Annotated in this window: 15 protein-coding genes and 2 tRNA genes; 12 read left to right on the top strand and 5 right to left on the bottom strand. The window is 52.3% G+C overall.

The annotated features are described in order from the left end of the window. Nucleotides 1-103: 103 nt before the first annotated feature. Together G549_RS0113160 and G549_RS0113155 are read left to right on the top strand one after the other, a co-directional pair. Nucleotides 104-1,537 carry an aldehyde dehydrogenase family protein gene (locus G549_RS0113160; RefSeq protein WP_027835413.1) on the top strand — a complete coding sequence of 478 codons (1,434 nt, stop codon included), beginning with the start codon at nucleotides 104-106 and terminating at the stop codon, nucleotides 1,535-1,537. A 56-nt stretch (nucleotides 1,538-1,593) separates the two neighbouring features. Beyond that, nucleotides 1,594-2,292 carry an SDR family NAD(P)-dependent oxidoreductase gene (locus tag G549_RS0113155; protein ID WP_027835412.1) on the top strand — a complete coding sequence of 233 codons (699 nt, stop codon included), beginning with the start codon at nucleotides 1,594-1,596 and terminating at the stop codon, nucleotides 2,290-2,292. 69 nt (nucleotides 2,293-2,361) lie between these two features. On the opposite strand, the gene G549_RS0113150 is transcribed toward G549_RS0113155, so the two are convergent. From G549_RS0113150 to G549_RS0113140, 3 genes are all read right to left on the bottom strand, one after another. After that, nucleotides 2,362-2,437, bottom strand: a tRNA-Asn gene (locus tag G549_RS0113150). 130 nt (nucleotides 2,438-2,567) lie between these two features. Further along, on the bottom strand, nucleotides 2,568-3,170 hold the full coding sequence (gene mobA / locus G549_RS0113145; RefSeq protein ID WP_027835411.1) for a molybdenum cofactor guanylyltransferase: 603 nt from the start codon (nucleotides 3,168-3,170) through the stop codon (nucleotides 2,568-2,570). Between the two features lie 93 nt (nucleotides 3,171-3,263). Then, a tRNA-Cys gene (locus G549_RS0113140) sits at nucleotides 3,264-3,337 on the bottom strand. 182 nt (nucleotides 3,338-3,519) lie between these two features. Between G549_RS0113140 and G549_RS0113135 the strand changes: the two genes are divergently transcribed. The 6 genes from G549_RS0113135 to G549_RS20305 all read left to right on the top strand — a co-directional run bounded on the left by G549_RS0113135 (nucleotide 3,520) and on the right by G549_RS20305 (nucleotide 12,549). Further along, entirely contained in the window at nucleotides 3,520-4,176 is a 657-nt protein-coding gene (locus tag G549_RS0113135; protein ID WP_036222611.1) for a protein-L-isoaspartate O-methyltransferase family protein, read from the top strand. Between the two features lie 143 nt (nucleotides 4,177-4,319). Then, nucleotides 4,320-5,666: a TolC family outer membrane protein gene (locus G549_RS0113130; RefSeq protein WP_036222608.1), complete on the top strand. Its 1,347-nt coding sequence runs from the start codon at nucleotides 4,320-4,322 to the stop codon at nucleotides 5,664-5,666. A gap of 318 nt (nucleotides 5,667-5,984) precedes the next feature. Further along, nucleotides 5,985-6,983, top strand: coding sequence for a DUF2497 domain-containing protein (locus G549_RS21845; RefSeq protein WP_246778378.1), 999 nt, complete (start codon nucleotides 5,985-5,987; stop codon nucleotides 6,981-6,983). Nucleotides 6,984-7,102: 119 nt separating this feature from the next. After that, a complete protein-coding gene (locus G549_RS0113120) occupies nucleotides 7,103-9,760 on the top strand; it encodes a valine--tRNA ligase (RefSeq protein ID WP_027835408.1) in 2,658 nt (885 codons plus the stop codon). Between the two features lie 286 nt (nucleotides 9,761-10,046). Further along, a complete protein-coding gene (gene ilvD / locus G549_RS0113115) occupies nucleotides 10,047-11,771 on the top strand; it encodes a dihydroxy-acid dehydratase (protein ID WP_027835407.1) in 1,725 nt (574 codons plus the stop codon). Further along, nucleotides 11,758-12,549 (top strand): tetratricopeptide repeat protein, encoded by a 792-nt coding sequence (locus G549_RS20305; protein ID WP_051213802.1) that lies wholly within the window; start codon nucleotides 11,758-11,760, stop codon nucleotides 12,547-12,549. The genes ilvD and G549_RS20305 overlap by 14 nt, the downstream gene beginning before the upstream one ends. A gap of 13 nt (nucleotides 12,550-12,562) precedes the next feature. On the opposite strand, the gene xth is transcribed toward G549_RS20305, so the two are convergent. Both xth and erpA read right to left on the bottom strand, forming a co-directional pair. Then, nucleotides 12,563-13,342, bottom strand: a complete 780-nt coding sequence (gene xth / locus G549_RS0113105) for an exodeoxyribonuclease III (protein WP_027835406.1) — start codon at nucleotides 13,340-13,342, stop codon at nucleotides 12,563-12,565. 98 nt (nucleotides 13,343-13,440) lie between these two features. Beyond that, nucleotides 13,441-13,776 (bottom strand): iron-sulfur cluster insertion protein ErpA, encoded by a 336-nt coding sequence (erpA, locus tag G549_RS0113100; protein WP_027835405.1) that lies wholly within the window; start codon nucleotides 13,774-13,776, stop codon nucleotides 13,441-13,443. Between the two features lie 118 nt (nucleotides 13,777-13,894). Between erpA and G549_RS0113095 the strand changes: the two genes are divergently transcribed. From G549_RS0113095 to G549_RS20300, 4 genes are all read left to right on the top strand, one after another. Further along, complete coding sequence (locus G549_RS0113095) at nucleotides 13,895-15,094, top strand: deoxyguanosinetriphosphate triphosphohydrolase (RefSeq protein WP_027835404.1); 1,200 nt, start codon at nucleotides 13,895-13,897, stop codon at nucleotides 15,092-15,094. A gap of 36 nt (nucleotides 15,095-15,130) precedes the next feature. Beyond that, nucleotides 15,131-16,885, top strand: a complete 1,755-nt coding sequence (gene argS / locus G549_RS0113090) for an arginine--tRNA ligase (protein WP_027835403.1) — start codon at nucleotides 15,131-15,133, stop codon at nucleotides 16,883-16,885. A gap of 89 nt (nucleotides 16,886-16,974) precedes the next feature. Further along, nucleotides 16,975-19,188, top strand: a complete 2,214-nt coding sequence (locus G549_RS0113085; protein WP_027835402.1) for an SPOR domain-containing protein — start codon at nucleotides 16,975-16,977, stop codon at nucleotides 19,186-19,188. A 97-nt stretch (nucleotides 19,189-19,285) separates the two neighbouring features. Continuing rightward, nucleotides 19,286-20,059 (top strand): segregation and condensation protein A, encoded by a 774-nt coding sequence (locus G549_RS20300; RefSeq protein WP_051213857.1) that lies wholly within the window; start codon nucleotides 19,286-19,288, stop codon nucleotides 20,057-20,059. The last annotated feature ends 40 nt before the right edge of the window (nucleotides 20,060-20,099 follow it).

The raw sequence follows: 20,099 nt of genomic DNA, 5'->3' as shown, positions 1-20,099 counted from the left end.
AATTCAGCCTTGCTGTTCTTTATTCTCTGACGCACCATTTCCGATACGCAGCAAATCAATTATCAATTATTGCAAACTGTAGGTGAGTAAAGGAGAATCGCCAATGACCTTCTGGAAAAGACATGAATTCTTTATCAATGGCGATTGGGTGCAAGCCGAGCAAGCCGAAACCTTTGAGGTGTTGAACCCGGCGACGGAAGAGCCGATTGGCAGCATCGCACTGGCGAATGAGGCTGCGGTGAGCGCCGCTGTGGCGGCCGCGAAGGACGCCTTCCCATCATTCTCCCGCACAACCATCGCCGAACGCAAAGATTTGTTGCGATCAATTCTGTCGGTGTATCGCAAGCGCCGCGATGAAGTTGCCCATGCGATTCAGATGGAGTTGGGCGCCCCGCGCCATCTCGCCTACGGGCCGCAAACCGCTGTGGGGGAAAGCCATCTCGATGGGATCATGCGGGCGCTGGGCACATTTGAATTCGAACATACATTGATGAACGGTGATTTGGTGAACCGGGAGCCCATTGGCGTTTGTGGTCTCATCACACCTTGGAACTGGCCGATTAATCAGATTGCACTGAAAGTTTTGCCTGCATTGGCAGCAGGCTGCACCATGGTGCTCAAGCCCAGCGAATATACTCCGTTTAATGCGATGCTTTATGCCGAAATTTTGGCAGAAGCCGGTGTGCCCAAAGGCGTGTTCAATCTGGTCAACGGCGAAGGACCCGTGGCGGGCGCGGCCATGTCGCGTCACCCGGATATCGACATGATGTCGTTCACCGGCTCGGCCCGCGCAGGTGCCGCGGTGAGCAAAGATGCCGCTGACAGCGTGAAAAAAGTTGCGTTGGAATTGGGCGGCAAATCGCCGAACCTTGTTTTTGCCGATTCAGATCTGACGGATGCGGTAAAACGCGGTGTCCGCCATATGTTTAACAATACCGGCCAGTCCTGCAACGCGCCGTCGCGCATGTTGGTGGAGCAAAGCGTTTATGATGAAGCCAAAGAAGTTGCACTGAAAACCGCAGAGCAACAGCAAGTCGGCAATCCCGATGATGCGGGACACCATATGGGTCCGCTGGTCAATCATATTCAATATGATCGTGTGCAAGAACTCATCAAAGCCGGAATGGAAGAGGGCGCAACCCTGCTGACAGGTGGTTTGGGCAAACCCGACCATATGAACGAGGGCTATTTCGTTAAACCGACCATTTTTGTTGACGTCACCAACGACATGCGGATTGCGCGAGAAGAAATATTCGGTCCTGTGCTCACAATGATTCCGTTTCAGGATGAAGATGAAGCCATCGCAATCGCCAATGACACGGAATATGGTCTAGCCGCGTTTGTGCAGACTCAGGACGAAGACAAGGCCATGCGGGTTGCCAAGCGATTGCGGGCAGGCATGGTGCACATCAATGGTGCCGGGCTCGGTGTTGGCTCCCCATTCGGTGGCTATAAAAAGTCTGGCATCGGTCGTGAAGGCGGTACATTTGGCCTGGAAGAATTCTTAGAAGTCAAATTGATCGCGCGTCCCAAATAGCCTGATCCGCAGATGACGGCCCTTCGTAATGGAATAAACACCAGAGCGAGGCCGTTATGCTGGATCAAGTTGAAAAAATAGATGCAATCATTGTCGGCGCGAGCGGCGGGATAGGGCGCGCATTGAAAGCTGAACTGGCCGCACAGCCTAACTTTTCGTCCGTTGAAAGTTTCGACCGACAGCACTTTCCCGAATTCGATTTGACTCGTCCCGAAAGTTTCGTGCCGCAATTCTCTGATTGGCAGGAGCAGGGGCGTCGGTTCAACCTTGCAATCATTGCGACCGGCGCGCTGATTATCGACGGTGTGCCGCCGGAGCGGCGCTTTGCAGAGCTTGAATCTGCGAACATGGCCAACCACTTTGCGCTCAATGCCATCGGCCCGGCAATGATGATACAGCAGCTTTTGCCATTGATGCCCCGCAACGACCCAGCCGCGATTGCGGCCCTGTCGGCCCGTGTTGGCTCAATCGAAGACAATCAACTTGGTGGTTGGGTGTCATATCGTGCGGCCAAGACGGCTCTCAACCAAATCATACGCACCGCTTCAATAGAATGGACGCGGAAAAATCAGGAATCGGCGCTGCTGGCAATCCATCCGGGAACGGTCGATACCAGATTGACGTCGGGCTATGCCCACCCGAAAAAAGTAAGTGCTGAGGTTGCCGCGAAGAAGATATTGCGCACAATCTTGTCAGCCAAACCGCAAATGAGCGGCGGGTTTTATGACAATGAAGGGCAATCCATTCCATTCTAACAATAGCGAACGCCACTTCAGACATAGAATCAATAAGCGTCGACAACGGATTGATATTTTTGGAAAAAGTGGCTCCCCGGGCAAGACTCGAACTTGCGACAAAGCGGTTAACAGCCGCTCGCTCTACCAACTGAGCTACCGGGGATCACGATGTGTGTACCTAACGAGTAGGTGAGGCGGTGTTTAGCGTTTTTGATCGCGCTTGCCAAGACCTTTTTTGAAAAAATAATTGGCTTTTTGTGAAAAATTTCTGACAGCGAATGCATCCAGGCATTTTACCCACGGATCCGTGACGCCAATTGCAATAGATCGCCGATTTGATTGGCGTTGATAAAAGGGTTCTGTTGATAAAATGGTTCGAAATCAAGTTCTTGCGCGTTCAGCGCTGACAGGACGGGCCGAATGGCATTGCCGGATTGTTGTTTGTGCAAATCTGCGATCTTAAGTGCATGTGCCAGCGGCCATAGTCCGCACACTGGATAAAGGTTTGACCCAAACCGACCAATAATGGGGCCACGACCAGAATCAATGGCTGAAGCGCGGGAAAAAAAGTCCTTGGGGAATAAAGGTCCATCCACGGGGGCTGTGAGAATCCAGCTCTTGGCAATGTCTTTTGTTTGGGATTTTGCCCAAAGTGCACCCGTGTAAATGCCACCAAGCGGTCCAATGGGTGGCTGAAAAACATCTGATATTGCTGGTAGGTTGACGCCAATGCGTTGTGGGTGAATCCCAACGGCGACAATCGAATTGCACTGCGATTCGAGTCTGGCCGTCACATGTTGCAAAAGTGTGTTGCCCGATAGTCGAAGGCGCGCTTTATCAACGCCACCCAATCGCACGCCATTGCCGCCACCTAGTATGATGCCAAAAATGTCCATAGCTTATTGTGCCTCGACAAAGGTTCATCTGCCTAGAGGATAATTGCACAGCGGATTGAACGTATGCAATTTACTGAATCTATTGGGAGAAATTGGAGGCCACGCCCGGAATCGAACCGGGGTACACGGATTTGCAATCCGCTGCGTCACCACTCCGCCACGTGGCCCCAATGGAAGGAGGTAGCTATAGCAAACGAGCAAATATTTCAAGCGTACAATCTCAAAAATTTCACGTTTTCGTGAAGTGTGGCCAAACCTTTGTCGCGCAAGTGCTGATATCGTCTTGCATCGTGGCGGCAAGATGGCTATTGAACAAACTGGTCATAAACTTCTGAGGATGGGTGCTCCAATGGATTTCGAAAACGCACGCAAGGCAATGGTGGATTGTCAACTCCGCCCAAACGCGATCACTGATTATCGCATCTTAGCGGCCATGAGCGAAATCCCGCGGGAAAATTTTGCACCTACTGCAAAAAGACCATTAGCCTATCTCGACGAAGACTTGCCGCTTGATCCTGTTGGCGCCCGCAAGATGATGGAGCCCATGTATTTGGCACGTCTGGCGCAGCTCGCCGAAATCAAATCAAGCGACTTGGTGCTGCATATCGCCTGCAACACAGGTTACGGCACCGCAGTGATCTCTAAGTTTGCCGACTCTGTTGTTGCGGTGGACGACAATGAAGATTTTGTCGAAATGGCGAATGACTCTTTGGCGGATTTGGAAATTGGCAATGCTGCTGTGTTGGCTGGCGAACTGAAGGACGGGCTTAAAAAAGAAGCGCCGTTTGATGTGATTTTCATTGAAGGCCACGTAGACGAGCTGCCGGACGAGCTGTTCAAGCAGTTAAAGCAAGATGGACGCCTCGTATGCGTTGAAGTTGAAAATGGTGTGCCAAGCGCGGTGTGCTATGTGAAAACAGCTTCGGGCGTGAGCCGTCGTGTGGCGTTTAATGCGGTTGTGCCCAAGCTAATTGCTTTCGAAAAACAAAAAACATTCACTTTATAAGCACCCAGCCCTTGAACTGTGTGTGCAAAATTGCCACATGCGCTTGATATATCGAACCGTTATATGCGATTAACGAAAAGTTAATTTTATTTGTGCGGTGAAATGTGCATACTGGGCGGCATTAAAGTACTGGGGTGAGTAAGGTGTTTCTTAAAAAGAGTGTTGTTTTTGCAGCGTTATTTGCGACTGCATGGAGTGGTTCTGCGCAAGCCGAAAGCCTGACAGAGGCTTTGGCACGGGCCTATGTGAAAAATCCGGCGATCGCATCCGCTATGATTAGCGTGAAGATGGCTTCGGAAGATATTGTGATGCGCAAGTCCGGCTTGCGGCCACAAATCGGTCTATCCGCGACATCGCAATATAGCTTTGTCATGACCAACGGCACCACGACTGACAGTGGCAGCACAACTCTAAACATCTCCTACAATCAGCGGCTTTTCGACAATCTGCAAACCAATGCGCAAATTGATCAGGCTCGATCATATGCAGATGCTGCGAAATATGGCCTGCGCAACACTGAACAGAATGTGCTTCTTTCGGCCGCAACCGCCTATATGGACGTTGTGCAGTACACCAATCTTGCTTCTTTGCGCGCCGACAATGTGAAGTTTTTGCGAGCGCAAGTTGAAAATGCGCGTAGCCGCCTGAATGTGGGCGAGGGGACAAAAATCGACGTTGCGCAAGCCGAGGCGCGGTTGGCACAGGCTGTGGCGTCTTATAAGTCTGCGGTGAATTCGCTGCGCTCCGCGCAAGCGTCATATGTGCGTTGGATTGGCACAAAGCCATCGGGCTTAAACTCAAATTTCCGCTTTGGTCATGTCATGCCCAAAAGCATTGACTCTGCGTTGCAATCCGCACGCCGCAATCACCCTGCAATCCTGACCGCACGTGCGCAAGTCGAAGCCGCACGCTACGGCACCGAAGCCGCGTTGCGTGCTTTTGGCCCGACGCTTGATTTGATCGGGTCAATTTGTGCAATTGATTGTTTGGGCGGCGGCGCCACGCCAAATGCAACCCAAGGTTCACTGCGCCTGACGCTTTCGGTTCCAATTTATCAAGGTGGCATGCTGGGCGCGTCAGCGCGCAAAGCCAACCTGGGACACATCAAATCTGAAATTGATGCTCAGGACGCGGCGAACCAAATTGAAGAAAGCGTCATTTCAGCATGGTCTGGCCTGCAATCGTCAATCGCAGCAATTGAATCGGCTCAAGCAGCTGTGCGCTCAGGTCAAATTGCACTTGATGGTGTGATTGAGGAGCGCAATGTTGGTCAACGCACAACGCTTGACGTGCTCAATGCGCGGGCCGAGCTAACCAGTGCCAAAGAAGCGCTCTATACATCTCAGTATAACCGTGTTGTGGCAGCATTTTCGCTTATTGCCGCTACCGGACGATTGGATGCCGCTTCGCTCAATCTGCCAGTGCAAATTCAATCTAGCGATGGTTATCGTGCAAGAATTGAAGATGTTTGGGCCGAATTACGCGAGTAACACTAGTCGTGGATAACCGCTATTTAGTGGGCTTCTGGACTAACGGGAAAATTATCATCACAATACTATAATAATTGCGAATCGCGGTTTTGCCGCGAATCGCAGGACTTAGTGGCAGTTTGGTAGCGATTTTGTCGGGCCGGAGTGGTGATGGATCGCTTGTTTCGGGTGACAAATGTCAAAGCAGCGACGTTGCCGATTGCTTAAACTGGGTCCGAAATACGTCTTAAAGCAGTTGGCATGCGTTTTCATGTGGCGGCACGGGCGTTTAAAGAGTAGTTTAATGTATGTCGAGTGTTGCTCGAAGGTGAGGCCAATATGAACCGACCTGCGTCTAAAGAACCGTCAATGGACGAAATCCTATCGTCTATCCGACAAATTATTGCCGATGACGAGCCGCAGAAGAGCGAACAAGCTTCATCTACACCAAGCGACGACGAGGCGGCAGCGCGCAGCGGATTGAGCGAAGCCTTGGACGATGTGACCGCAGAGGGCGACCCAACAACCATCGAAGTTGAAGATGGCCCGCACCCGGACATCGAGGCAGCACCAATCGAGAAAAGAGACGTTGCTGCGGAGGCACTGGCCGAAGCGCAGTCTGCGCAAATTGAGCCGGAAGGCGATAGCGACGAACCTTTGGCGCTCTCAATCGATCAAATGCTCAAGCCATCCAACAGCAACAGCGAGCCTGATCCGGCAGATGACGAATTGATCGCCGATCCCGGCGCAGTTGTGCCAACACCCGACGAAGAGATGGATATGGCCTCTCTTTTGTTGCAAGAAGCTTCTGGCGGCGACGACAGCCCATCATTGGATGATGTTGCAAAATCAATTGAAGATTCTGTGCCAGATGATGTTTCGCAAGTGGTGCCGGACGACATCGCATTCATCAATGATGATGATACGGAAGACCAATCCGGCGAAGATACATCGCTGGCAGGCATGGGCATTGACGACGATTTGCCAAGCGATGAGCCAGAAGAACCCTCGATGTCATCAATGGTGACTGAAGAGGCGGCGGCCCAGCCGACACCAGCACCCGCTGCACCTGAGCCTGAGAGCCCGTTGCCTGACAAGAATTTATCTGCCGATATCGCTGATAGCCTTTTGGAGCCAACAGCACAGGCAGCCTCAAGCCACGCGTTTAGCCAGCTCGACAATTTGATTATGTCGCAAAAGCAGGGACAAACCATCGAGGACTTGATCCGCGAAATGTTGCGGCCGATGCTGAAGTCTTGGTTGGACGAAAACCTGCCTGGCGTGGTCGAACAGCTTGTGCAGCGCGAAATTGAACGTGTTTCACGCGGAAAGCGCTGATCGCGAACATAAATTGGCCGCTTTGCGGTTGACTTGACCACCCAGCTTCGCTTTTAAACCCAATAGACAAATTTTTCTCCCGCTCATGCATTTTGGGCGGGCAAAAGGTAATGGGCAAAATGATCGATAAAAATTATAACCCGCAAGATGTTGAAGGCCGCATTTATGATGAATGGGTTCAACAAGACACATTTGCCGCTGGCGCAGGCGCCAAAGAGGGAGCAGAAAGCTACTGCATTCCGATGCCGCCCCCAAATGTGACCGGTGACTTGCATGTGGGTCACGCCCTGACCTTTACCGTACAAGATATGATCACGCGGTTTGAGCGGATGCGCGGCAAAAACGTGCTGTGGCAACCGGGCACCGACCATGCGGGCATTGCCACGCAAATGATCGTTGAACGCAAGCTGATGGAACAGCAATTGCCATCGCGCCGCGAAATGGGTCGCGAGAAATTCCTTGAAAAAGTCTGGGAATGGAAAGAACAGTCTGGCGGCACTATTGTGAGCCAACTGCGCCGTCTCGGGGCATCCGCCGATTGGTCACGCGAACGCTTTACAATGGACGATGGTCTTTCTCGCGCTGTGATCAAAGTGTTCACCGAGCTGCACAAGCAGGGCCTCATTTACAAAGACAAGCGCTTGGTAAATTGGCACCCGGTTTTGCAAACAGCCATTTCTGATCTCGAAGTGGAAAACATCGAGATCAACGGCCACATGTGGCATCTTCGGTACCCAATTGAAGGAACGGATGAGACCATTGTTGTGGCCACGACGCGGCCTGAAACTATGTTGGGCGATACTGGTGTTGCAGTTCACCCGGACGACGAGCGCTACACGCACCTTGTTGGCAAGATGGTTGTGCTGCCACTGACCGGCCGCAAAATCCCGATTGTTACCGATGAACATGCCGATCCTGAACAGGGATCTGGCGCAGTGAAGATCACGCCAGCGCACGACTTTAATGACTTTGAAGTGGGCAAGCGTAACGATCTCGAGCAGATCAATATTTTCACCGCTGATGCCAAAATCAACGATGAGGCACCAGAAGCCTATCGTGGCTTGGATCGCTTTGAGGCCCGCAAAAAGATCGTCGCCGACCTCGACGCCATGGGCGTATTGGTGGAAGTGGAAGACAAAGTCATTTCCGTGCCTCACGACGAAAAGTCGAAGCAGGTCGTGATCGAACCCTATTTGACAGACCAATGGTATGTGGACGCCGAAACACTGGCCAAGCCTGCCTTGGCTGCCGTGAAAGAGGGCCGCACCAAATTTGTGCCGAAAAATTGGGAAAACACCTATTATGCCTGGATGGAAAACATCCAGCCTTGGTGTATTTCGCGGCAATTGTGGTGGGGCCACCAAATCCCGGCATGGTATGGGCCAGACGGCGAATATTTCGTGGCTGAGGATGAAGCTGAAGCGCAGGCTTTGGCTGATGCGCATTATGGCGCGCCAACCCCAATCAAACGCGATGAAGACGTTTTGGATACCTGGTTCTCTTCAGCGCTTTGGCCATTTTCAACTCTGGGTTGGCCCGATAAAACGCCAGAACTCGAAACCTATTATCAGACAACGACTTTGGTGACGGGCTTTGACATTATCTTCTTCTGGGTGGCTCGGATGATGATGTTCGGCATCCACTTTATGGATGAAGAGCCGTTTGAAAATGTCTATGTGCACGCATTGGTGCGCGACGAGCATGGACAAAAAATGTCCAAGACCAAAGGCAATGTGATCGACCCGATTACGCTGTTCGACGAGTATGGCGCAGATGCAACCCGCTTCACACTGGCGGCCATGGCCGCGCAGGGACGTGACTTGAAACTCGCCATATCGCGGGTTGAAGGCTACCGAAACTTCGTCACCAAAATCTGGAACGCGTCGCGTTTCTTGGAGATGAATGAGTGTGTTCGTGTTGAGGGGTATGATCCCACAACGGTCAATTCAACGCTCAATAAATGGATTTTAAGCCGCGCAGCCAAAACAGTGGCGGAAGTTGAAAAGTCTTTGGAAGCGTTCCGCTTTAATGAAGCTGCGAACGCAGCATATGACTTCGTTTGGGGCACGTTCTGCGACTGGTTCGTTGAACTGGCTAAACCTGTGTTCAACGGCGATGACGAGGCGTTGAAAGCCGAAACACGCGCTACAGCAGCGTTCACACTGGATCAAATCTTGAAGCTTTTGCATCCGTTTATGCCGTTTGTGACCGAAGAATTGTGGGCGCAAACAGGGCAAAATGGCCCAGCACGCGAAAAACTGCTGATCGTGAGCGAATGGCCTGAACTGGGCAACCTCGTTGATGAAGCCGCAGAAGCTGAGATGGGCTGGATGATCGATTTGATTACAGGCATCCGTTCATTGCGCGTGGAAATGAATGTGAACGCGGGCGCAAAAATACCGTTGGTTGTTGTTGACGCCAGCGCGGACACAAAAGCGCGCCTGGCAACACAAGATGCCATGATCAAGCGGTTGGCGCGCGTTGAAACCATTGATTTTGCTGATGAAGTGCCCGGCGAATCTGCTCAACTCGTGCTGGGTGAGGCGACATTCGCCATGCCATTGGCTGGCGTGATTGACATCGCGGCCGAAAAAGAACGGTTGAACAAAGAACTGGGCAAGCTCGACAAAGAAATTGATGGCGTGGCCAAAAAACTGGCCAACGAGCAATTCACGTCCAAAGCGCCTGCGCATGTGATTGATGATCAAAAGCAACGCAAGACAGACGCAGAAGAGAAAAAAGCGCGCGTTGAAGCCGCTTTGGCGCGTCTTGGCTAGGACAAACAAGAGCTGTTGCTTTTTGGCAACGCATTTGTGAAATTCATACTTCAGTAAGGCTGGCCCCAATTGTACCTTGGGGCCGCCTTTTTTTTAACCAATTCACAGCGCAAAACTGAATATGTTGATTAAAGCAACGGGGCGGATGTTGCGCAAAAGGTTGGGCTGCGGCGATTAGCGCCGCCAATTGGACGCGCATGCCTGAATGTGCCCTTGCATCAAAAAGCAGCACGATTAAAAGTCTGTGGCAGATATTGTGCCTGCTTGCGGGGGAAAGGTTTTTATAATGGACGAAAAAAACATCGATAAGTCAAAACTGCCAAGTCGCCATGTGACAGAAGGAGCGTCACGTGCGCCGCACCGTTCGTATTATTACGCGATGGGGCTGACGCAAGGCCAAATCCATCAGCCATTTGTGGGCGTGGCCACATGCTGGAACGAAGCTGCCCCTTGTAACATTGCGCTTTCACACCAAGCTCAATTCGTGAAAAGAGGCGTTGCCGCCGCACAAGGCACGCCACGCGAATTCACCACCATCACCGTGACAGACGGGATCGCCATGGGCCACCAAGGCATGAAATCTTCGCTGGTATCGCGTGATGTGATCACAGATTCTGTTGAGTTGACCATGCGCGGCCACAGCTATGATGCCCTTGTGGGGCTCGCTGGCTGCGATAAATCACTGCCCGGCATGATGATGGCAATGGTGCGGTTGAATGTACCATCTGTTTTCCTTTATGGCGGCTCCATTTTGCCCGGCACCTTCAAAGGCAACCCTGTGACAGTGCAGGATGTGTTTGAAGCCGTTGGCAAGCACTCTGTCGGTGACTTTTCAGACGAAGATTTGGAAGAGCTTGAACGCGCGGCTTGCCCGTCATCCGGTGCCTGCGGCGCTCAGTTCACCGCCAACACCATGGCCACAGTGTCTGAAGCGATTGGTTTGGCTTTGCCATATTCCGCTGGCGCACCAGCGCCATACGAAATTCGTGATCAGTTCTGCTACACCGCTGGTGAGCAGGTGATGGAATTGATCAAAATGAACCTTCGTCCGCGCGATATTGTAACGCGCAAGGCGCTTGAAAATGCTGCAACCGTTGTGGCGGCCTCTGGTGGTTCAACCAACGCGGCGTTGCACTTGCCTGCGATTGCCCACGAAGCTGGCATTGAGTTCGATTTGTTCGATGTGGCCGAAATCTTCAAAAAAACGCCTTATATTGCTGATCTAAAACCCGGCGGTAAATATGTGGCCAAAGATATGTTTGAAGCTGGCGGCATTCCGATCCTGATGAAAACGCTGTTGGATCAAGGCTATTTGCACGGCGATTGCATGACCGTGACGGGCCGCACCATTGCGGAAAACATGGAAAAAGTGAAATGGAATGATCAGCAGGATGTTGTACGTCCGGCAAACAATCCAATCACAAAGACAGGCGGTGTTGTTGGTCTTTCCGGCAATCTGGCACCAGATGGCGCCATTGTGAAAGTCGCTGGCATGTCCAACTTGGTCTTTAAAGGCCCAGCACGCTGCTTCGACAGCGAAGAAGAGTGCTTCAAGGCCGTAAGCAAGCGCGAATATAAAGAAGGCGAAGTGCTGGTCATCCGCTACGAAGGTCCAAAAGGTGGACCGGGTATGCGCGAAATGTTGGCCACAACTGCCGCGCTTTATGGCCAAGGCATGGGTGACAAAGTGGCGTTGATTACAGATGGCCGCTTCTCTGGTGCAACTCGTGGTTTCTGCATCGGCCATGTTGGCCCAGAAGCTGCCGTTGGTGGGCCAATCGCCCTGCTTGAAGATGGCGATATTATTGAAATCGATGCCAACACCGGGTCAATTACCGTTGATTTGAGCGATGATGAGCTTGAAAAACGTCACAAAAATTGGAAACCGCGTGAGACCAATTTTGGTTCAGGCGTGATCTGGAAATATGCCCAGCTTGTAGGGTCAGCCCGTTACGGTGCCTTGACCCATCCAGGCGCCGCGGCAGAGAAGGAGTGCTATGCAGATATTTAGTGCGAATTTGATTGGCATGGTGCGCGCAACTTTTGTTGCGCTCATCCTGTCGACATGTTCTGCATTTGCCCAGGATGAAGCCGCAGATATTCTGTCGGTCTTTGGGCAGTTCGATACTGACGTGTCGAACGAAAATCTGCTTGCAGCGTTGGAAGACGCGGCGGAGGCGGGCCAGCCTATTGCCTTGTGGCGTCTTGGCGTCATGTATGAAAATGGCGAGGGCGTGGCCCCCGATCGCACAAAAGCCTTTCAATATTTCTCACAATTGGCGGACGGTCATGCTGACACGCCGCCAAAATCCTTAGAAGCGGATATTGTCGCCCAAAGCTTTTTGAAGGTGGGTGAATATTACCGCGAAGGTGTGCCGGATGCAGGCGTGCCGGCCAATGATGATTTGTCGCGCAAATTGTGGTTGCACGCTGCCTCCTATTTCGGCGACCCGGAAGCACAATTTAAAGTGGGGCAGCTCTATCTTGATGAAGATGAGTTGGGCTACTCACCCTTGCAAAGTGCGCGTTGGCTTGCCCTTGCATCGCGCAAAGGCCATGCAGCCGCGCAAGCAACGCTGGGCAATCTGATGTTTAACGGCGAAGGCATTCCGGCCGACCCAATTGAAGGATTGATGTGGCTCACCGTGGCAGACCGAAACGCCCAAGGCACGGAAGACGAGCCATGGATTGCGGAGCTGTTTGATCAGGCTGTGTCCATTGCCTCACAAGACGAGCGGGAACAGGCCATCGCCGCCGCCGATTCCCTTGGCAACCGCTTCGGCGGCTAATCAACTCACAGCGCTAAATCGCGAAGCTGCCCACCACTGGCACATGATCAGATGGCTTTTCACGTGCGCGCATATCTTTATGAATTTCGACGGTCTCCAGAATGTCCGCCGCTTGAGGTGACAGCATCAAATGGTCAATGCGGATGCCATTGTTACGGCGCCACGCACCGGCTTGGAAATCCCAAAACGTATAGGCTTCGTCGCCATTGACCGCGCGCAGTCCATCAGTAAAGCCGAGATTGGAGAGGGCGCGAAAGCGCTCCAAGCTCTCCGGGCGGAAAAGGGCATCACCCCACCACGCTTCGGCGCTGTGGGTATCAGCGCCAGCCGGGATGATGTTGTAATCGCCCAGAATAATGAATGGCTCTTCAAGCTTAAGCCGATCTTCTGCCCAATCAATCAAACGGTCCATCCACGCCAGTTTATACGGGAATTTCTCCGAATCGACGGGATTGCCGTTGGGCAAATAAATCCCCGCGACGCGCACCGCGCCTTCGGGCCGCGAAATGACGGTTTCAATAAAGCGTGCTTGCTCATCGCTGTCGTCCCCGGGCAGGCCCCGATTGACTTCATCAAACGGGTGCAAAGAGAGCAGGGCAACGCCATTAAAACTCTTTTGCCCATGCGTGGCGACATTATAACCCAGCTCTTCAATCGCTTCGCGGGGGAAATTCTCATCAATTGATTTGATTTCCTGCAGCGCCACAAGGTCTGGCTTATATTCTTCAAGCCAATACAGCACCTCGTTGAGGCGCGCTTTAATGCCGTTAATGTTCCATGTTGCGATTTTCAAAATGCTAATCCGATCCGAAAGGAAGTGCCACACGAGTCGCAAATATCCTATCGGCGCAACAAGCAGAAAACAATGAAATCATCGACGCTTATTGCGGCTTATACCGCAAAGCTGGTGCCACACCCACAAGACGCGACAGCGTTTGGATTATTGATCTGAAAGCTTTGACCAATCAAATCGTTCACAAAGTCAATTTCCGCGCCCTGCATAAACTCAAGGCTAAGCGAATCGATGAGTACGGTGGCATTTTTCTTTTGCAGCACCACATCATCATCATTGGCGCTTTCCTGCACCAGATTATATTCATATTGGAAGCCAGAACAGCCGCCACCGGAAACCGCAACGCGCAAAACCGTGCCTTCTGGCTGCTTTTCCAGGATTTTCGCTATGCGCTCCGCAGCGCGATCTGTAAGCTGAACCTGAGTTTCTGCCATTTGCGTGTCAGACATTTTCCCTATCCTTATTCTGATGGCTTTCAATCAAACCATCCGATTGCTAACACATAGATAAGCCTCATCATCGCCTTTGAAAAGGACCTAACGGTACAAATTTATGTCATCAAAGCTACAATTGGCTCCATATGCTGCGGATCCGTTTAATAGCCTCGGGCGTCGCCATCAAACTGATGACAGCGCGACGCGCAATGAATTTCAACGTGATCGCGATCGGATTATACATTCCAACGCTTTCCGTCGCCTTAAGCACAAAACCCAAGTGTTTCTGCACCATGAGGGCAATCATTATCGCACGCGGCTAACGCATACGCTGGAAGTGGCGCAAATTGCCCGCTCCATTGCGCGGGCGCTCAATCTTTGCGAAGACCTCGCTGAGGCATTGGCGCTGGCTCATGATCTGGGGCACACGCCTTTCGGCCATGCGGGCGAGCGCGTGCTGCATGATAAAATGCATGATTTGGGCGGCTTCGATCATAATATTCAAGCGTTACGCTTGGTGACGCGGCTCGAAAATCGATACGCAGAGCATGACGGCCTCAACCTGACGTGGGAAACGCTTGAAGGGATCATCAAGCACAACGGACCGTTGATGGACGGCGAGGGCAACCCGACGGCCAAATACCAAAAAGAAGGATTGCCTGGTGGTCTGGACGAACCCTGGGCCATCGCCGATCTGCGCTATGATAGCTATGCAAGTCTCGAAGCCCAGGCTGCGGCCATTGCCGATGACATCGCCTATAACGCCCACGATATTGATGATGCGTTGCGGGCAGGGCTGCTGACGCTTGAAGAGTTGCGCAATGTACCGCTTGTCGGGCCGATCGTACAAGAAGTGCAAAATAAATATCCGCTGGTCGATGAGGATCGGCAAACCCACGAGGTTGTGCGCCGCCTGCTCACCCGCACAATTGAAGATGTGATCACAGATGCAAAAGCGCGTTTGAAAGCCGCCAATATTCAAACGGTTGAGGATGTTCGGCAAGCGAACCAAACTTTAATCGGATTCTCGCAGGATATGGCAAAAGCCGAAAAAGGCCTGAAAAGCTTTTTGTTTGAAAAGGTTTATCGCCACAAAAGTGTGATGGACGAAGTGGACCGTGCCCAAACCATTGTCGCGAAATTGTTCGATGCTTATCTCGACGGCGAGGACTTGCCCGGCGAGTGGAAAGAACGCGCTAAAGTGATCGAAAAGAATAAGATGCCGCGTCTGGTCGCGGACTTTATTGCCGGGATGACTGACCCATACGCCACCAGCCAATATAACCGTTTGTTTGACGCGGACGAGGATTTCCGCTAACCGCAATGCGCTAACAACAAAATGGAATGACCATCAATGGATTTATTCGCTTTATATCAATCGCGTATCGCAGATGCTTTATCTGCATTGTTCCCTCAATTGGCCGAAACACCCGATGTGTTGCGCCGATTTGTGGTTGAACCGCCACGCGATGCGTCCCATGGCGATATGTCCACCAACGCTGCGATGGTTCTGGCCAAACCGCTTAAATCAAATCCGCGGGCGATTGCCGAACAATTGATTGAGAAAATCAAAGAATTTGAAGGCGTTGAGAGCGCGGAAATCGCTGGGCCGGGTTTTATCAATATGCGGCTTTCAGCCAGCGTTTGGCAAAATGTGATTGCAGAGATCAATGCCACCGGCACAGAGTACGGGCGGCCCAAGGACGCCCCGGCAGGCAAGGTGAATGTCGAATATGTCTCGACCAACCCAACGGGCCCGGTTCACATCGGCCACGCGCGCGGTGCTGTATTTGGCGATGCTTTGGCAAGTTTGATGGCGTTTTCGCGCTGCGACATCACCAAAGAATACTATATTAATGACGCAGGCGGACAGATTGATGTGCTCGCCAAATCTGCTTTGCTGCGCTATCGCGAAGCATTGGGGCAAAATATTGGGGAAATCCCTAAAGGGCTATATCCGGGCAAATATCTGATACCAACGGGCAAAAAGCTGGCCGACCAATTTGGCGATGCGTTGCTGAACATGGATGAGGCCGAGGCGGTCGACAAAGTCAAATCCATCGTGGTCGATTCCATGATGGAATTGATCAAAGCTGATTTGGCCAAGCTCAATGTTCATCACGATTATTTCTTCTCCGAAAAGCAACTTCATGGCGAAGATGGCGATATTCATAAGACGCTCGACTGGTTGCGGGAAGAGGGCTTGGTTTATCAAGGCACGCTGGAACCGCCCAAAGGCAAAACACCAGAAGACTGGGAAGATCGCGAGCAAACCTTGTTCAAGGCAAGTGACTTTGGCGACGATACCGACCGGGCATTGGTGAAATCTGACGGGTCATACACCTACTTTGCCGCTGATATTGCCTATCACCGCAATAAATTTTTGCGTGGATTCAATGAGCAAATCGTGGTGCTTGGCGCCGACCATTCGGGCTATATCAAGCGCTTGAAAGCCGCAGGCAAAGCTGTTTCTGATGGCAAGGCCAATGTCGATGTGAAGATTTGCCAGCTGGTGAATTTGCTGCGCAACGGCGAACCTGCCAAAATGTCAAAACGGGCAGGGACCTTTGTGACGCTAGGCGATTTGGTGGACGAAGTGGGCGCCGATGTGGTGCGCTTCATCATGCTTTTCCGTAGAAATGACGCACCGATTGACTTTGATTTTGAGGTTGTAACCGCCCAAACCCGGGACAATCCGGTGTTCTACGTGCAATACGCCCATGCGCGGGCCTGCTCGGTCTTCCGTAACGCCAAGCGCGACTTGCCTGATCTTGATATTTCCCTCGACGCTTTGCAAAAAGCAGACCTGAGTGTGCTGTCCGATCCAGCGGAAATTGAACTGATTAAGATTGCTGCGCAGTTCGAGCGGGTCGTGGCCAGCGCCACCGAAGCGCACGAACCGCACCGCGTAGCATTCTATGTGCACGACCTGGCAAGCGCCTTCCACACGTTCTGGACAAAAGGGAAAGAACGGCCAGAGTTACGATTTGTTAACCTTGATGAACAGACAATAACATTGTCGCGACTCGCTTTGGTGAATGCAGTTCGTCAAGTATTGGCAAATAGCCTGGGGATTTTGGGAGTATCCGCTCCTGACGAGCTATCATAATTCAGGCACAATGCTGTGATGTATCTAAGTTCGGGGCGAATACTTATTCTAACTATAGGGGCAGCGCGTTTGGCGCGCTGACCGGCTAAATGGCAGATTCAAAAAAACCTGCAGACCAAAATCTGGACCAATCAGACGATCTGATTGCAGAATTGGCCCGCATCGTAGCAGACGACGCAAAGCGTGCATCGGTGTCTCAATCTATTGAAGAACGCGCGCAAAAGGAACGTTCGCCCCAACGGGAAGAACGCCCTTCATCGTTTACATCTGCCTTTTCTGGTCAACAGCAGGATCAGGGGCGACAGGATCGGCCTGCGCCAGAACCAAGCGTTCCGCAGCGGCCAGAACAATCAACACCATCCACGACACCTGAAGCACCGGCGACCTCAGCAAATCCGCCCCAATCAGATCAAGGGGCTGACCCGTTCGAATTTGATTTTGCCAGCAGCTATCGTCAGGATGCGGAGGCGAAAGCCAAGTCGAGCCAAGAAGATTTTGGCGCACAGGTTGAAAAACTGGTGGCCGAAGCGCAAAGCGAACCTCAGCCTGAGCCTGTTGCACCGCAAAGCCTTTCACGTGAAGAGCGTCAATCTGCTGAGGCTTTGAAGCGTGAAGTCAACGCGGCAGCCGAAGTTGATGAAATCGCCAATTTAATCTCTGACGCCGACGACACGCTAGCGCCGCAGGCGCCCGCTTCCACAATGGAAAGCCAACCTGTTGAAGCCGAGCAGCTTGAACCGGTTGAGCCACAATATGATCATGAAAGCGATGCGCTTTTTGCCGATGAGCCCTATATGGAGCCGCAAGAAGAGCAGCCGCAAGAACCCGAATATGTGGCCAGAGAAGAAGCGCCGCAACCCAAACCAGTTGAAAATCAGCCCGCAAAGAGTGATCCACTAAGCGAAATTGAACGGCTGATTGAAGACACAGCGAGTGGATCTGCTGGCGGGTCGCCACATTCCTATTTGCAAACGCCCGGTGATGAGGGCAAGTCGCCAACATCCAAAGAAGACCCATCAAGTGCTGCAGAGGCCGCCATATTGGCTGCCATGGCAGCAGCACGACCTGCTTCTGATGCAGCGGAGCCACCAAAAGCGCAGGCGCCAGTTGGCCCAGCGCCGGAAGCTGCCCCCACTGCAGCAGCAGGGCAAACGCAGTCTTCTGCGCCTTATTTGCATGCAGAGAGCCGCGACCATATGGAAACCGAGCCTGTGCGAAAAGTAAAGAAGCGCAGCAACTTACCGGTCTATGCGGGCGGCCTTGCAGCCTTGCTTTTGTTGGGGCTGGGCGGCGCAACTTTGTGGAACTTTATCGGTGGCGGTGGTGCAACCGATGGCGATGTGCCGTTGGTAACAGCGCAAAACACTGATGTGAAACAAACGCCAGAAAATGCAGGCGAAACAACGGATTCACCCTCGGTGTTTTCAGCGCTTGAAGGGCAACCGGAAGATACGTCTTCAGAGCAACTCGTCTCACGGGATGATACCGACGGCGCATCCGGTGAAGGCGTGTCACGCGTGATCACCCCATCCAACTCAGACGATGCGACAGGTGGGTTGACCAACCGCAAGGTAAAAACCGTAACAGTTTTGGCTGATGGCACGATTGTGACCGGTGATGAAGCATCCGCTGGTGCACAGCAATTGCCGGATATTCGTCCAAACGTACCCGAAGTCACCAGCACATCGGATAACGAAACCGCGACAAGCAACGATCCAATTGGCGACGCTATACAAAGTGCAGAAAACACGGGTGAGGCGATAACAGATGCAGCTGGTTCGCTTGCGGATCAAGCGGAACAAACGGTCAACGATGCTGCGGATGCACTCACCGATGACGCGCAAACTGGCGATGTGGTGGCTGATGCCCCAACGCCGCCTGAGCGCCCGCAAGGGCTTGGCACTAATCAGCCCCTGGCTTCCGCCGTCCTCAATAATAGCGCGCCTGCCACGAGCGATAGCAACGATCAGCCGCTCGGCTTGGTTCCAGATTCACAACCAGTGACCACGCCGCAAACCAACTCTGCGCCAGTGAACGCGACGACAAACCAGGTCAGCGCACCATTCTATGTGCAGCTTGCCTCGCAACGTTCGCCAGAAGCAGCGCAATCAACGGTCACCACCGTTACCCGGCAATTTGCTGATGCGTTGAGCGGCCAAACGGTGGGGGTCAATCAGGTTGACCTTGATGACCGTGGGGTATTCTACCGTGTATTGGTGCCTGCCAATTCTATCGAGGCTGCCAATTCAATCTGTAGCAACATTAAATTGTCCGGCGGTGATTGCTTCGTACGCAACAACTAGTTCGGCAACAAAACAGTTGATGAGCGCAGGGTTTCCTTGACCCTGCGCTTTTTTTTGCGTCATGATTTAGGCTGCGGTTAAATCAAAAGCGATGCAGATGCCTTTTCAAAAAAATGATTTCACACAACAAGAACCACGCTCACGTCAGGGCGTGATGTATGTTGATGTGAAAGGGTATGAGGGGCCGCTGGATCTGCTGCTGGATTTGGCGCGAAAGCAGAAAGTGGATCTGGCCCATATTTCTGTCTTGTCGCTGGCCGAGCAATATTTGGGCTTTATCCAAACGCTAAAAGAACGCCGCATTGAAGTGGCTGCCGACTATTTGGTGATGGCTGCATGGCTCGCTTATCTCAAAAGCCGACTGATGGTGCCGCATGATGATGAAGATGAAGAGCCGAGCGGCGAAGAAATGGCCGCCTTGCTGCAATTCCGCCTCAAGCGGCTGGAAGCCATGCGCGACGCGGCGGGCCAATTGGTCAATCGTCCACGCCTTGGGCGCGACATCCATGCGCGGGGTGATCCAGAGTCCATCTTAACCACCAAAACCAACCAGTGGCAGGCGACCTATTATGATTTACTGCGTGCCTATGTAATTCAGCGGGAGAAATCATTTCCGCAAGACTATTCGGTCAAAGTGCGCACGGTTTGGTCCTTAAGCGAGGCCGAAGAAATCTTGGAGCGCCTGATTGGCCAATCGGCCGAATGGGTGCCGCTGCAGTCCTATTTGTCTGAATATTTAGCCTCCACCGAGGAGCGGCAAACGGCTTTGGCGTCCTCCTTTACCGCAAGTTTGGAAATGGTGCGGCAGGGGCAGATTGAATTGCGCCAATCCGCTCCTTTTTCGCCCTTGATGGTGCGACGAAAACGCTAATCGCAACTAATGCTTGGACACATATCCGAAAATTGATAGA

It is taken from the genome of Maritalea myrionectae DSM 19524, assembly GCF_000423365.1.
GTDB lineage: Bacteria > Pseudomonadota > Alphaproteobacteria > Rhizobiales > Devosiaceae > Maritalea > Maritalea myrionectae.
Note: the sequence above shows the minus strand (reverse complement) of the source record. Positions and strands in the feature narration are given on the sequence as shown.